This window comes from Maritimibacter sp. DP1N21-5, from assembly GCF_019218295.1.
Taxonomy (GTDB): Bacteria; Pseudomonadota; Alphaproteobacteria; order Rhodobacterales; family Rhodobacteraceae; genus Maritimibacter.
In genome coordinates this window covers 157,310-170,884 of the sequence record NZ_JAHUZF010000007.1, presented here as the reverse complement: position 1 = coordinate 170,884, position 13,575 = coordinate 157,310, and the positions used below count along the sequence as shown (strand labels likewise).

Here is a 13,575-nt window from a genome sequence, read left to right as displayed (position 1 = left end):
ATCTCGCGGCGGCCTGAAATGGTCCAGTATTACAAAGACCTTAAGACTGTCTTGAAGTGATCTTCCCATGTGGGAAGCTGCACGTTCTCGACCGTTTTGCGGCCTTCTTGTTCCGTGAGCGCCTGAATTTCTGCCGCCCAAGAATACAAGTCACTGGGCGTCAGGTAAACGGGATTGTTTCCAAACACTTCTCTAAATACCTGAAGTTCCGACAGGATCACCGGACAACCCAGCGCAAGCGCCTCGCCGGGCGGCAATCCGAAGCCCTCGGTGACGGAGGGCATGAGAAGCGCCCGCGCCCGTGACAGCAGGGCACCGACGGCCCCGTCGGCAAGCGGACCCGCATGGATGACATGGTCCTGCCCCGCCGCGATGCGCGCCTTTTCATGATCTCGCAGCCACCCCATCGCCCCCACGATGACGAGCACCGGCATCCGGTCGTCGGAGAGCCGATTAGACAATTCCGCCCAGACTTCCAGAAGCATCGCCACATTCTTGCGCGGCTCGAGCGTGCCCAACACGACGAAATAGTCTCTGATATTGCGCAAATCGGGGGACAACGCCCCTTCATCCACAGGCGGCGGCACGATCCCCAAATGCGCCGTGATCCCCTCGGGCACACGCCCTGACTTGGCGAACCAGCGCTCTGTCAGCGCGCGCGTCGCGTCTGCCGTATGGATCACAAGATCGGCGCTCTGCGCCACACGCTTCACGATCCCACGGAACCGTTTGACCGACGCCTCGGTCTGCACCTCGGGCCGGTCGATGGGGATGGTGTCATGGATCATCACGGCAATGCGTCCGCCCGTGTTTTTCACGGCCTGCATCGTTTCGGCCCGCAGGTCGCTGTGCCCGACCGCGATCCAGACATAGCCGGGCGCGAGGCTCTTCCCGATCATCCGGGCCAGCCCGCGATCCCGGCTCCAGCCAATGGCCAGCCGCCGGAGATCGGCCAGCACACGGCGCCGGTCCCGGCTCGCCCGGATCATGAAGGGCGACAGAAAATCGGGCCGGCCCCAGTCCGCGCCGTGAAGCAATCGCGCCGCAAACGCCTCCACCCCGGCCCGGTCGTAGAGCGTGTAGCCAAGCGAGGACCGGACCAGCGCAAAGAGCGGCGTATCCTCGGTCAAAAGACGCGACAGATAGGCGCCTTCTACGCGGTCGATACCGGTATGCCGCCCCTTCCCGGCCCGGGACACGAGCCGGGACAGGTCCAGTAGTCGCGCACTCGCGGCGGACAAGGGGCCCTACTCGGCGGCCAGCTTCACGCTGACGATGTCCTGCAGGAACTCCATCAGCTCGCCGCGAAGCTCGGGCCGGTCCAGCCCGAAAGCCACCGTCGCCTGAAGATAACCAGCCTTGGAGCCGCAGTCGTATCGCGTGCCCTCGAAGCGGTAGCCGTGTACGTGGCGACCCTGGGTGATTTCGTCGGCGATGGCGTCGGTGAGCTGGATCTCACCCCCGGCGCCCTTCCTGAACCCACCAAGGTTCTTCAGCACATCCGGCGTCAGGATATAGCGCCCGATCACGGCGAGGTTCGAGGGCTGCGTGCCCGGCGCCGGCTTTTCCACCATGGCCTTCACCTTGGCGAGCCGCCCAGCGTCGCTGTCGACATCGAGGATGCCATAGGCCGAGGCCTTGTCCTCGGGCACCTCCATACAGGCCACCATGGACCCGCCGGTTTCTTCGTAGGCGTCGACCATCTGTTGCAGACAGGACTTGCCCTCGGTGGCGATGACGTCGTCCGGCAGAATGACCGCGAAGGGTTCGTCGCCCACCAGCCGGCTCGCGCAATAGATCGCGTGCCCGAGGCCCAGCGCCTTGGCCTGCCGGACATAGGCGATGGCGCCCGAGGGCATGTTTGTGGCGTTCAGAATGTCGAGAAGCTTGTCCTTGCCCTTGGCCTTCAGGTCCTCCTCGAGGATCGGGGCGCGATCGAAATAATCTTCGAGCGAGCCCTTGCCGCGCGACGTGACGAAGATGAACTCCTCGATCCCGGCGGCGCGGGCTTCATCGATGGCATACTGGATCAGGGGACGGTCCACGAGGGTCATGATTTCCTTCGGGATCGACTTGGTGGCCGGCAGGAACCGGGTGCCCAGTCCAGCCACGGGAAAGATTGCTTTGGTCACTTTGTTGGTCATCGAAACCCCCTGCATCTGAATTCGGTCCATTTTGCCTAGCAGTCCTCCGGGACAACGTGAACAAAGGCTCGTGTCGTGCCGCAGGTTATGCCACGCACGCACTGGAGACACCTGCGTTCCGTCGCAATTGCCTATGGATTGCGCAGTTTGGCAACACGTGCCTTTTCTTCGAGCAGCCTTTTGCCGAAGCTTTGCCACCGAAACGGCGGCTGCGACCGATCGGAGCGACCGAAGATTCCGCCTCGTTGGAGCCAATAGCCATCAGGGTGGAACTGCACCCGATGCGCGCGCGCCGTGGGAGAGAAACTGAAGACGGTTGTAACCGTGCCCGAAGGGGCCTCGGCCGCCGTATCACGCAAGCGTCGGACCTGCCACGGTCGCCCGGCCAGGACCCGATGCGCCCGGTTTTCGGCTGCGGCCATGAGCAGGAACGGCGTCGCGCTGGGCCCGATGGGCGCGAGCGGCACGATCGGTCGCGTCGCGCCCTCGGCCAGCCCGGCATCGAAGGTGGCCAAGAGAGTTTTCACGTCCCTTGGTTCGATCCGGCCTTCGATCATCTGGCCGATCAGGCGCGTTCGCTGCGCCTCGCGATGGGGCGGAATGTCCGCTCCCGGCGCATGTTTGCGCAGGAAGACGGCCGTCGATGCGCCGATTTCGAAGAGGTCCAGAACCCGTCGCTGGCCATCCCGACGGTCCGAGGCCGCATACCCATGATGCACCTGCGCCCGGGGCGCGATGAGGGTCTTTCCCGGCGCAAGTCTCAGGTTCACGTCGGTTTCATCGAAGTAGAAGCGGAATGCCGGGTCAAACCCGCCCGAGGCGGCGAGGGTGTCCCGCCTGAAGGCCATATTGGTGCCTTCCGTCTTCGCCACGAAGCCCGCCGGCGGTCTTGCCACGACGCTTCGGTCGCCGGGGATTTCCAAGGGAAGAGTGACGCCCGAACCGTTGACCGCCTGCGCCATCCATTGAAAGCTGATGCCGTTGCGACCGCGAACGAAGCCGCCGGCCTGTACGATGTCCGGGTCCACGAAGCCGGGAATGAGATGACCGAGCCAGGTGGGTTCCGGGACCGCGTCGTCGTCGAGGAAGGCGACGACCTCCCCGGCGGCGTGTCGGAGTCCGAGGTTTCGCGCCACCGAAATATTCGCGTCATCGAAGGGGATCAGCTTTATACTGCCCTGCCAATGTTCCAGCGCGGCACATCCTGGGCCATCGGCGACAACGACAATCTCGAAGTTCGGATACCAGACCTGCGACAGGCCAAGAACGGCACGGCGCAGGAGTGTCGGGCGGCCTCGACTCACGACGATGACCGATACAGCGGGAATGGTCATTCTTCGCCCTGTTCCGCCAGAATAGTCTCTATCCTTGGCACGTCTTCGGGATTGTTAAGCTCCCAGAACTGCCGCCCTTTCGCTTCCACCTCGACACAGAGAACCGGGCGGTCGCGTTCAAGAAACCGGAGCTGTTCGAGCCCTTCGAGTTGTTCCAGCGGCCCCGGCGACCAACGCGGGTAAGCGGCGAGGGTCGCGGGGCGATAGGCATAGACCCCGACATGATGGTGAACGGGGGTGAGGGCTTCGGGCGCATAGTCGTCCGAGGTGAAGGGGATCACTTCCTTCGAGAAATAAAGCGCCTGTCGTTCGATCCCCATGACCGCCGTCGTCCCCCCGACCCGGCCATTGCGGCGGTCTTCGCGGAACTCCGCGAGCGCGCGGCCGGAGCAACGCAGCACGGGCGTGGCGACTTCGGCATTCGGGTGCGCACCAAGGCCGGACAGCAGGTCTTCCACGAACCACGGCGGGGTGAGCGGGGCGTCGCCCTGGAAATTGACGACCATGTCGTAGCGCGCGCCGAGCGCGTCGAAAGCCTCGGCGCAGCGTTCGGTTCCGTTGTGACAGGATGGCGACGTCATCACCACCTCGGCCCCGAAAGCACGGGCGGCATCACGGATGCGACCGTCGTCCGTCGCGACCACGACGCGGTCGACGCCCTCGACCTTGCAGGCCGCGTCCCAGCTTCGCTGGATGAGCGACTTGCCGATCCCGGTCGCACCGGTCAGCGCGACCAGGGGTTTCCCGGGAAAGCGGGTCGACGCGTAGCGGGCCGGAATGACGACGAGAACCGACATCTAGGCGGGTTTGAGCTCCACGTCGGGTGCGCAGGCGATGAAGAACGGGTTCTCGAAAATGGGCTTGCCATAGGTGAGCGGCTCGTGGTTGTCGAAGCGCACGACCTTGCCGCCGGCACCTAGAAGCACCGCATGTCCGGCAGCCGTGTCCCATTCCATCGTCCGGCCGACCCTCGGATAGATGTCCGCCTCGCCGGTGGCGACAAGGCAGAACTTGAGCGACGATCCCGCGCTGGTCATGTCTTTCACGGCGTATTTGTTGATGTAGTCGTCCGTCGCCTGATCCCGGTGGCTTTTCGAGGCCACGACCATCAGCGCCGCGTTGTCGGGTTCCGCGTTCACGCAGATCGGCGTGATGCGGCCGGGGCGGTCGATGTCGAAATCGCCGACTTCTTCCACGGCATTTCCGTCTTCGGTCGTGTAGAACATCCGGGACCGCGCGGGGGCATAGACCACGCCACGCAGGGGCACGCCGTCCTTCACGTAGGCGATGTTCACCGTGAAATCGCCGCGCCGGTTCACGAATTCCTTCGTACCGTCGAGCGGGTCGACGATCAGGAACTCGGAGGCCGTTTCACCGTGGGTGTCCGCCTGTTCCTCGGTCACGAGCGCGATGTCAGGGAAGACCTCGCGCAGGCCGGCGGAAATCAGGGCGTCCGCCGCCTCGTCCGCTTCCGTAACGGGGCTGTTGTCCGACTTGGATTTCACTTCGAAGTCGTCGGCGTCGTAGATCTCCATGATCTTGTCGCCAGCTTCGATTGCAAGCCGCCGAAGGACACCCATGAGCTTTTCGTAGTCCAAGTCCTGTTCCTTTCCGGGGATCTGCCATCGTGATTGAAAAAACCTTCGGTTCCCTTATGCTGTCGCGTCAAGGGAACGGCAAGATTTCCCTGCCAAAAAGCCACATTGAGCAGGCAAGGACACCTCATGTTTAACGTGCCCAGATCCGAAAGCGGCCTATCGAAGGCGGTTCGCATTTTCGAACTGATCTACCACGCCGCCGTGCATGACCTGCGCAAGAGCCACACGAATGCGCTGATGGGGCTCTTCATCAACGTGCTTCAGACCATGGTGCTGGTCGCGGTCTTCTACCTCATGTTCGCGATCATGGGCATGCGCAACTCGCAGATCCGCGGCGATTTCCTGCTCTACATCATGTCCGGCATCTTCATCTACATGACGCAGATCAAGAGCATGGGTTCGGTCGTCGGGGCCGAGGGCGCCGCCAGTCCGATGATGCAGCATGCGCCCATGTCGACCTTCATCTCGATCGTGAGCCACGCGCTCTCGGCGCTTTATATCCAGATCCTCTCCGTGGTTCTGGTCGTGTTTCTCTACGACATCGCTTTCAAGCCGGTCGAGATCTACAACATGACCGGGGTCTTCATGATGATCTTCCTCGCCTGGTTCTCGGGCGTGGCGATCGGGCTGTGTTTCTATGCGATCAAGCCCTGGATGCCGTCAGTCGCCTCTGTCGGCTCGACCATCTATGCCCGTGCCAACATGATCGCGTCCGGCAAGATGTTCGTGGCGAACACGGTGCCCTGGAACATCCTCGTCATGTTCACGTGGAACCCGCTTTTTCACATCATCGACCAGGCGCGCGGATTCATGTTCATCAACTACAATCCGCATTATTCCAACTGGCTCTATCCGCTGATCGTGTCCTCCGTCCTTCTCGTGCTGGGCTTCATGGGCGAAAGCTATACCCGCAAGCATGCGTCGCTGTCCTGGGGGGCCCGCGGCTAGATCAGTCCACGACGCGCAGGGTCAGGTTGATCCTGCCACCTTCGCGCAGAAGCGTGGACGAGCCGAACCTGATCCGGTCGACCCCGTGATGGGCGAGCCGCGCCTCGCCACCCAGGACGAGCACGTCGCCGGACCTGAGCCAGACCGATTTCGTCGGGCCACCGCGGTCGACGCCCCCGATCCGGAAAAGCCCGTCATCACCGAGCGAGATCGAAACCACCGGCTGGGTGAAGTCGGCCTCGTCGCGATCCTGATGCAAACCCATCCGCGCCCCTTCGCCGTAGAAATTGACAAGGCAGGCGTGCGGGCTGCGCGCTTCCGGCACGACCGCCTGCCAGACGGACAGGACGCTCTGCGGGATCGGGGGCCAGTCGACACCGGAGGGATGGCGCGGCTCATAGCGGTAGCCGTGACGCCGGTCGGAATACCACCCATAGCGCCCGGCGCTGGTCATGCGGACCGACATCGGCCTACCGAAGCGCGTTTCGGGCGAGAAAAGCGGCGCTGCGGATACCAGCCGCCGGAGGTCTTCGACCATCTCGCTCTGGGCCGCCATGTCCAGAAAGCCGGGCCAAAGCGTCGCGCCCCCGATATCGACCCGCGTATGTTCGGGCAGGGATTTGTCGTTCATCTCCGAAACCTTGAAAATGACTCGATTTCTCGGCGCAAAACGCGCTTTTCAACGCCTTGCAGGCCCCATTTCCCCTCCTTATATACGCCCAGACGCCAGAAGGGGATCAGCCCTGACGGCTCACCCTATGGGATCGGGCGAAGGTGCCTTCGGGGCCGACGCCCAGCACATCGCCAAAGAGAGGAAAATGAGCATGGGTAAAGTCATTGGTATCGACCTGGGGACCACCAACTCCTGTGTCGCCATCATGGACGGCTCGCAGCCGCGAGTCATCGAGAACTCCGAAGGTGCGCGCACGACGCCGTCGATCGTCGCCTTCAAGGACGGGGAACGCCTCGTCGGTCAGTCGGCCAAACGGCAGGCTGTCACCAACCCCGACAACACCGTCTTCGCCGTGAAGCGCCTCATCGGTCGTCGCGTGGGCGACCCGGCCGTCGAGAAGGACAAGAAGCTTGTCCCCTACAACATCGTGGATGGCGGCAACGGCGACGCCTGGGTCGAAGCGCAGGGTGAGAAATATTCCCCTTCGCAGATCTCGGCCTTCATCCTCGGCAAGATGAAAGAGACCGCCGAAAGCTATCTGGGCGAAAAAGTCGAGCAGGCCGTCATCACCGTGCCCGCCTACTTCAACGACGCCCAGCGCCAGGCGACGAAAGACGCGGGCAAGATCGCCGGTCTCGAAGTGCTGCGGATCATCAACGAACCGACCGCTGCTGCGCTGGCCTATGGCCTCGACAAGAAAGAATCGAAAACCATCGCGGTCTATGACCTTGGCGGCGGGACCTTCGACGTCACGATCCTCGAGATCGACGATGGCCTCTTCGAAGTGAAATCGACCAACGGGGATACGTTCCTTGGCGGCGAAGACTTTGACATGCGGATCGTCAACTACCTTGCTGACGAGTTCAAAAAGGAAAACAACGTCGACCTGACGAAGGACAAGATGGCCCTTCAGCGTCTCAAAGAGGCCGCCGAGAAAGCCAAGATCGAACTGTCCTCGTCCAGCCAGACCGAGATCAACCAGCCCTTCATCTCGATGGGCTCGGACGGTCAGCCGCTGCACATGGTCATGAAGCTGACCCGGGCGAAGCTCGAAAGCCTTGTCGGTGACCTGATCAAGAACTCGCTGAAGCCCTGTCAGGCTGCTCTGAAGGACGCGGGCGTGTCGAAGGACGAGATCGACGAGGTCATCCTCGTCGGTGGTCAGACCCGTATGCCGAAAGTCATCGAAGAGGTGACGAAGTTCTTCGGGAAGGAGCCGCACAAGGGTGTGAACCCGGACGAAGTCGTCGCGATGGGCGCCGCCATTCAGGCCGGTGTTCTGCAAGGTGACGTGAAGGACGTTGTCCTTCTCGACGTGACCCCGCTGTCGCTCGGTATCGAAACGCTGGGTGGCGTGTTCACCCGTCTGATCGACCGCAACACGACGATCCCGACCAAGAAGTCGCAGGTCTTCTCGACCGCCGAGGACAACCAGAACGCGGTCACCATCCGCGTCTTCCAGGGCGAACGGGAAATGGCGGCGGACAACAAGATGCTCGGCCAGTTCAATCTGGAGGACATCCCGCCCGCACCCCGCGGCATGCCGCAGATCGAAGTGACCTTCGACATCGACGCCAACGGCATCGTGTCGGTTCAGGCCAAGGACAAGGGCACCGGCAAGGAGCACCGGATCACGATCCAGGCTTCCGGCGGTCTCTCGGACGAGGACATCGACCGCATGGTGCGCGACGCCGAGGAGAACGCGGATGCCGACAAGCAGCGCCGGGAACTCGTCGAAGCCAAGAACCAGGCCGAAAGCCTTATCCATTCGACCGAGAAGGCCATCGAAGAGCATGGTGACAAGGTCGATCCGACCACGGTCGAGGCGATCGAACTGGCCATCGCGGCGCTCAAGGACGAGCTTGAAGGCGACAACGCCGACAAGATCAAGTCGGGCATCCAGAACGTGACCGAAGCCTCGATGAAGCTTGGCGAAGCCATCTACAAGGCCTCGCAGGCGGATGAGGACGGCGACGTGGACAGCGGCCCCCGTAGCGCGGACATGGACGACGATATCGTCGATGCCGACTTCGAGGACCTCGACAACGACAAGCGGTCGTAATCCAGAATGACGACGTGGGGCCGGTCCGTTTCGCCGGGCCGGCCCTGCGCGTTCCCAAAGGGGGACTGACCGAATGTCGAAACGCGATTACTATGACGTGTTGGGGACTTCCAAGGGTGCCTCGCCCGAGGAAATCAAGAAGGCTTATCGCGCCAAGGCGAAAGAGCTTCACCCTGACCGTAACGCCGACAATCCCGACGCCGAAAGCCTGTTCAAAGAGGTGAACGAGGCCTACGACGTGCTCAAGGACGCCGACAAGAAAGCGGCCTATGACCGCTTTGGCCATGCGGCTTTCGAAGGCGGCATGGGCGGTGGCCCGCGCCCCGGTGGCCCGGGCGGCTTCCAGGGTCAGGGCGACTTCGCGAGCGCCTTCTCGGACGTCTTTGATGATCTCTTCGGTGATTTCATGGGCGGACGCGGCGGCGCTGGCCGGTCGCGGGCGACCCGGGGATCCGATCTTCGTTACAACCTGCGGGTTTCGCTCGAAGATGCCTATCGCGGGCTACAGAAGACGATCAACGTGCCAACCTCCGTGCCTTGCACCACCTGCACGGGCACCGGGGCCGAAGGCGGGGCCGAACCGACGACCTGTCCGACCTGTTCCGGTCTGGGCAAGGTCCGTGCGCAGCAAGGGTTCTTCACCGTCGAGCGCACCTGCCCGACCTGTAACGGCGTGGGCCAGATGATCAAGAACCCCTGCAAGGCCTGTGGCGGCGCGGGACGGGTCGAGAAGGAACGTGCCCTGTCGGTCAACATCCCGGCAGGCGTCGAAACCGGCACCCGGATCCGGCTGGCCGGCGAGGGCGAAGCCGGGCTTCGCGGCGGGCCAGCGGGCGACCTTTATATCTTCATCCAGGTCGCGGATCATCCGCTCTTTGAACGCGACGGCGTGAGCCTTCACTGCCGCGTTCCGGTGAGCATGACCTCGGCGGCGATGGGCGGCGACATCGAAGTGCCCACCATCGACGGCGGCCGGTCACGGGTAAAGATCCCGGCGGGGTCGCAATCCGGTCGCCAGATGCGTCTGCGGGGCAAGGGCATGCCGGCCCTTCGGGGCGGCGGTTATGGTGACATGTTCATCGAGCTTGCCGTGGAAACGCCGGTCAACCTGACCTCCAGGCAGAAGGACCTTCTGCGCGAGTTCGAGAAGCTCTCGGAAGAGAACAACCCGGAAAGCTCGTCGTTCTTCTCGAAGGTGAAGAGCTTTTGGGACGGGATGAAAGGCTAAGCGCGTTAACCGTGCGCTAACCGACTCGGGGCAGGTTCGGGGTATGACCCAGCCTGCCCCTTCCTTTGGTGAACGCCCCCTCTCGCTGTTCGATCTCGACGAAGCGCGGCCCGTGTCCGGCGCGCCGCAACCCTCCTATATCAGGGACCACCGCAAGCGGCTGCGCGACCGGTTCATGGCGGGCGGTGCGGCGGCCCTGCCCGACTACGAGCTCTTGGAACTCGTGCTGTTTCGCGCGATCCCGCGGCAGGATGTGAAACCGCTGGCGCGCGCGCTGCTGGACCGGTTCGGCGATTTCAACGGCGTGTTGTCCGCACCGGCCACCCGGCTTCTGGAAATCGGCGGCGTGGGAGAAGCCGTCATTCAGGAACTGAAGATCGTGGAGGCCGCGGCGCACCGGCTGTCGCGCGCACGGGTGATGCACCGTCCGATCATTTCCTCCTGGGATGCGCTGCTCGACTATTGCCGCACGACCATGGCCCATCGCGAGACCGAACAATTCCGGGTGCTCTACCTCGATCGGAAAAACGTCCTCATGGGGGACGAGGAACAATCGCGCGGCACGGTGAACCATGTGCCGGTCTATCCACGCGAGGTGGTCAAGCGGGCGCTCGAACTCAATGCTTCGGCCATGATCCTCGTGCACAACCATCCGTCGGGCGATCCGACGCCGTCGCAGGACGACATCACCATGACCGCCCGCATTCGCGATGCAGCTGGCGCGATGGACATCACGCTTCACGACCACCTCATCATAGGCAAGGAACGCGAGGTCAGCTTTCGTGCAGATGGCTACCTGTAATTCGACGTCGATCTACCGAACCCAGACCTCGACACGACGATTGATCCGGCGCCCCCAATCAGTGTCGTCGCACGCCATGGGAAGGGCTTCACCGAAGGCGTCGACCGAGATCTCCGTTCGGTCCCGATCAAACGTTTCGGCGGTCTGCAAGACGGCAGCCTGAACCGCTTCCGCCCGGCGCTGGGCCAGTCGGCGGTTGAGCGATGCGTCCCCCTGTCCGTCCGAGAAGCCGACGAAGATCAGAGAGCGTCCTTCGAACATGCCCGTCTCCAGTGCATCGGCGAGCAGGCCGACGTTCGAACGGGACGGGCCATCCAGGGCGGTCGATCCCCCTTCGAAGCGATAGGTGAGCGTCAGTCGTTGGCTGTCCGTCATGAGCGCGACGAGGCGCTGCAATTCCTCGAGCGAAACCTCGGGCCCGGCCTGCGCGATCGCGTTGGCCAGCCTGGTCCCCTGAACGGCCAGGGGCACTTCGCTGATGCCCTGATCGACGAGCCCGACGCGCTGCACGACGCGCTGCGCGCTTTCCGTGCGCAGGTAGCGCAGGAAATCCCGCCCGATCTTCGGCAACCGGATGGCGGGCTGATACAAGAACACCGGCGCGGCGAGGGGGTAGTCGCCCGCCTTGACCGAGAGTTGCGAAGCGGAGACCTCGAATGCGCAATCGCCCGTCAGGGTGATGGCCTCGGTCATGCCTTGGGCAGACATGCTGGCGATCCCGATGCCGAAAGGGTCGTCTTCCACGGCAAGCGTCACGCCGTCGTTCGAGGCCTTGGTCAAGACGCGCTCACTCAGGGTGCGGCCCTGTGCCTTGACGACGGTCCGGTCGAAGACCATGCCGTACCCCGCGTTCGGATCCCGCAAGTAGAGCGTGACCGGCGCGTCTTCGCCGCCGACGTCGGACCAGCGGTCGAAGGTGCCTTCGTAGAGGTGCGAAACGGCTTCAAGGTCCAAACGGCGCACCGGATTGTCAGGGTTCACGATGGGAACGAGCGCGTCCAGCGCGACGACGCGGCTTTGGCGGACCGAGAAAAGATCGCCCAGCCCGGCGTCCCGCGCCATCAACCGCTCCTGCCGGGTCGGTTCCCGGAGCGATAAGGCAAGGTCCGCAGCTTCCGTGATCAGGTCGGCAAAGCCTTCCTGCGAGGTTGCAAGCCGAAGGGTGAAGCGGGCCGCCGGGGTCGTCCCGTCCACTTCGTAGAGCGTATAGAGCAGCCCGACACCCGGCAGTTCCTCACGGGTGACGGCGTATCCCTCGGCAAGACCGAAGGCTTCCAGCAGCGCAGGCATGAGGACAGAGCCGGGCGCTTCCGCGCCCGAGATGACGATGTCGGCGGTATAGGACGTCAGGTTGGGACAACCGGGGCCTTCGCAGTTCACGCCAGAGCCATCGACGGTCAGCACGCCATAGTTCGTGTCGATCCGATAAAATTCGCCATCGAAGCCGATGAGATAGCCGGAGATCTCCATCGAGCCGTCACGTGATGTGAGAGTGACGTCCTGGGCCAGGGCCCATGAGGCACCGATAAGTGTGAAAAGTGCGGCAGAGACTGCCGCACGAAGCATTTTCATCGGCCCTGTCCCGCCCCGACTATCGCACTCAGTTGCGCGCGATAGTCAGCTCTTCGGGAAGGTTTTTCAACACGAGATATTCTCCGATAGCCTCGCATCCGGGCACGACCATGCCGACGTCGACCTCCGTCGCGGTGCCGGTGAGGGTCGAGCGGATGTAATGCCCGCTGATCATCGTTCCGCAGGTGTCTTCGGTCACCTGTGCCTCGATCGAAATGGAGGGCGCGATCATCAAGGACGCCGGGTAGGTATAGATATCGGCGGCATAGCCCCCAGCCACGGATCCGAGCAGGGTCAGGAACCCTCCTTCGCCCTGTGTGGCCGTTTCCGGCGCGCGCGGCGCTTCGGCCCAGACGTGGCCGGGCTCGCCATAGGCGGCGCCATCTTCGAGCGCGTGGAGCTGCAACCCGGTGCCACCCTGCCAGACTAGAGCGACGCGGTCGAATTGGGTCAGATCCGGCACGGTCGCCAAGCTGTCGAGGGTGTCCTCTCCGATTTGCGCGTTGATCATGGCCGGGGATGTGAGCGCCGGGATCATGACCGTCAGAGCGCCGTCTTCATCGAGGGCCTCAGTGAAGCTCAGGCCATCGTGGGAAAACTCGACGGTCGCCTCAGCGTGGCAGGGCGCCGTCAGCGACACCGCCACCAAGGCACCCGGCACCGCCACCGACGTCATCGCCATGTCACAAGTGTCATCCGGCGTCACCTCGGTTTCGCCCATGGCAGGCGGCAATGTTTCGACGGCCTCGTCTTCGAAGCCGCTCAGGGCGTCCATCTTGTCGGCGCGCATGACTTCGATGTCTGCGACGGGCGCGGGTTCAACGAAGGCAAGCTCGACCGGCGTTTCAGCTTCAGTCTCGGTGGATCCGCCGGCGACGACCGCGGCTTCCTCGGCAAGAATGCCGGGCGTCACTTCATTAACCTCAGCCACCAAGGCGGGTGCAACAACTGCTTCCGTCGCCCCGAAGCCGGTTATGTTCGCGACGGCTGGCGCGGGCGGGACCTCGGCCGAGGCCTGTTCCATGGGGGCATTGACGGCCACGGTTGGCTGGCCGGTCGTCCGCTGCATGACATGGCCGGCCGCAAGCGCAACAACGAGCGCGCCGGCCGCCGTATAGACACGTTTCTTGTCCACTTTCGTGGAAATCTCGGAGATCTTCGCAAGCATGGTACGGTCCTTTACCCGTAGTTCGAGTGCAAGCTGACTCACCAAT

General features: G+C 63.3%; 12 protein-coding genes. 4 read left to right on the top strand and 8 right to left on the bottom strand.

All coding sequences use genetic code 11. The features are described from left to right. Positions 1 to 29 precede the first annotated feature (29 nt). The 5 genes from KJP29_RS18830 to cysQ all read right to left on the bottom strand — a co-directional run bounded on the left by KJP29_RS18830 (position 30) and on the right by cysQ (position 5,076). Complete coding sequence (locus tag KJP29_RS18830; protein WP_218465172.1) at positions 30 to 1,241, bottom strand: glycosyltransferase family 1 protein; 1,212 nt, start codon at positions 1,239 to 1,241, stop codon at positions 30 to 32. A 6-nt stretch (positions 1,242 to 1,247) separates the two neighbouring features. Next, the gene (locus KJP29_RS18825; RefSeq protein WP_218465171.1) at positions 1,248 to 2,144 is read right to left on the bottom strand and encodes a UTP--glucose-1-phosphate uridylyltransferase; all 897 of its coding nucleotides are present in this window, start codon (positions 2,142 to 2,144) and stop codon (positions 1,248 to 1,250) included. 131 nt (positions 2,145 to 2,275) lie between these two features. After that, positions 2,276 to 3,478 carry a glycosyltransferase family 2 protein gene (locus KJP29_RS18820; protein WP_218465170.1) on the bottom strand — a complete coding sequence of 401 codons (1,203 nt, stop codon included), beginning with the start codon at positions 3,476 to 3,478 and terminating at the stop codon, positions 2,276 to 2,278. Next, on the bottom strand, positions 3,475 to 4,275 hold the full coding sequence (locus KJP29_RS18815) for a 3-deoxy-manno-octulosonate cytidylyltransferase (protein ID WP_218465169.1): 801 nt from the start codon (positions 4,273 to 4,275) through the stop codon (positions 3,475 to 3,477). Before KJP29_RS18815 ends, KJP29_RS18820 begins: the two co-directional genes overlap by 4 nt. Then, a complete protein-coding gene (gene cysQ, locus KJP29_RS18810; protein WP_218465168.1) occupies positions 4,276 to 5,076 on the bottom strand; it encodes a 3'(2'),5'-bisphosphate nucleotidase CysQ in 801 nt (266 codons plus the stop codon). A gap of 126 nt (positions 5,077 to 5,202) precedes the next feature. Here cysQ and KJP29_RS18805 point away from each other — a divergent pair, with 126 nt between their 5' ends. Then, entirely contained in the window at positions 5,203 to 6,024 is an 822-nt protein-coding gene (locus KJP29_RS18805; protein WP_218465167.1) for an ABC transporter permease, read from the top strand. A 1-nt stretch (position 6,025) separates the two neighbouring features. Here the strand turns inward: KJP29_RS18805 and KJP29_RS18800 are convergent, their stop codons facing one another. Further along, the gene (locus KJP29_RS18800; RefSeq protein WP_218465166.1) at positions 6,026 to 6,655 is read right to left on the bottom strand and encodes an alpha-ketoglutarate-dependent dioxygenase AlkB; all 630 of its coding nucleotides are present in this window, start codon (positions 6,653 to 6,655) and stop codon (positions 6,026 to 6,028) included. Between the two features lie 193 nt (positions 6,656 to 6,848). Between KJP29_RS18800 and dnaK the strand changes: the two genes are divergently transcribed. The 3 genes from dnaK (at position 6,849) to radC (ending at position 10,789) form a co-directional block, all read left to right on the top strand. Continuing rightward, positions 6,849 to 8,759 (top strand): molecular chaperone DnaK, encoded by a 1,911-nt coding sequence (dnaK, locus tag KJP29_RS18795; RefSeq protein WP_218465165.1) that lies wholly within the window; start codon positions 6,849 to 6,851, stop codon positions 8,757 to 8,759. Between the two features lie 73 nt (positions 8,760 to 8,832). Beyond that, positions 8,833 to 9,987, top strand: a complete 1,155-nt coding sequence (dnaJ, locus tag KJP29_RS18790) for a molecular chaperone DnaJ (protein WP_218465164.1) — start codon at positions 8,833 to 8,835, stop codon at positions 9,985 to 9,987. Between the two features lie 43 nt (positions 9,988 to 10,030). Next, the gene (radC, locus tag KJP29_RS18785; RefSeq protein WP_218465163.1) at positions 10,031 to 10,789 is read left to right on the top strand and encodes a DNA repair protein RadC; all 759 of its coding nucleotides are present in this window, start codon (positions 10,031 to 10,033) and stop codon (positions 10,787 to 10,789) included. A gap of 12 nt (positions 10,790 to 10,801) precedes the next feature. Here the strand turns inward: radC and KJP29_RS18780 are convergent, their stop codons facing one another. Together KJP29_RS18780 and KJP29_RS18775 are read right to left on the bottom strand one after the other, a co-directional pair. Then, positions 10,802 to 12,361, bottom strand: coding sequence for a phosphate ABC transporter substrate-binding/OmpA family protein (locus KJP29_RS18780; RefSeq protein ID WP_218465162.1), 1,560 nt, complete (start codon positions 12,359 to 12,361; stop codon positions 10,802 to 10,804). A gap of 28 nt (positions 12,362 to 12,389) precedes the next feature. Continuing rightward, positions 12,390 to 13,529 carry a hypothetical protein gene (locus KJP29_RS18775; RefSeq protein ID WP_218465161.1) on the bottom strand — a complete coding sequence of 380 codons (1,140 nt, stop codon included), beginning with the start codon at positions 13,527 to 13,529 and terminating at the stop codon, positions 12,390 to 12,392. Between the last annotated feature and the right edge of the window lie 46 nt (positions 13,530 to 13,575).

What these genes read in the sequence shown, in the direction of transcription:
- KJP29_RS18775 (WP_218465161.1), bottom strand. Translation starts at nt 13,529, where the DNA reads ATGCTTGCGAAGATCTCCGAGATTTCCACGAAAGTGGACAAGAAACGT.
- dnaJ (WP_218465164.1), top strand. Translation starts at nt 8,833, where the DNA reads ATGTCGAAACGCGATTACTATGACGTGTTGGGGACTTCCAAGGGTGCC.
- KJP29_RS18825 (WP_218465171.1), bottom strand. Translation starts at nt 2,144, where the DNA reads ATGACCAACAAAGTGACCAAAGCAATCTTTCCCGTGGCTGGACTGGGC.
- KJP29_RS18780 (WP_218465162.1), bottom strand. Translation starts at nt 12,361, where the DNA reads ATGAAAATGCTTCGTGCGGCAGTCTCTGCCGCACTTTTCACACTTATC.
- dnaK (WP_218465165.1), top strand. Translation starts at nt 6,849, where the DNA reads ATGGGTAAAGTCATTGGTATCGACCTGGGGACCACCAACTCCTGTGTC.
- KJP29_RS18805 (WP_218465167.1), top strand. Translation starts at nt 5,203, where the DNA reads ATGTTTAACGTGCCCAGATCCGAAAGCGGCCTATCGAAGGCGGTTCGC.
- radC (WP_218465163.1), top strand. Translation starts at nt 10,031, where the DNA reads ATGACCCAGCCTGCCCCTTCCTTTGGTGAACGCCCCCTCTCGCTGTTC.
- KJP29_RS18800 (WP_218465166.1), bottom strand. Translation starts at nt 6,655, where the DNA reads ATGAACGACAAATCCCTGCCCGAACATACGCGGGTCGATATCGGGGGC.
- KJP29_RS18820 (WP_218465170.1), bottom strand. Translation starts at nt 3,478, where the DNA reads ATGACCATTCCCGCTGTATCGGTCATCGTCGTGAGTCGAGGCCGCCCG.
- KJP29_RS18815 (WP_218465169.1), bottom strand. Translation starts at nt 4,275, where the DNA reads ATGTCGGTTCTCGTCGTCATTCCGGCCCGCTACGCGTCGACCCGCTTT.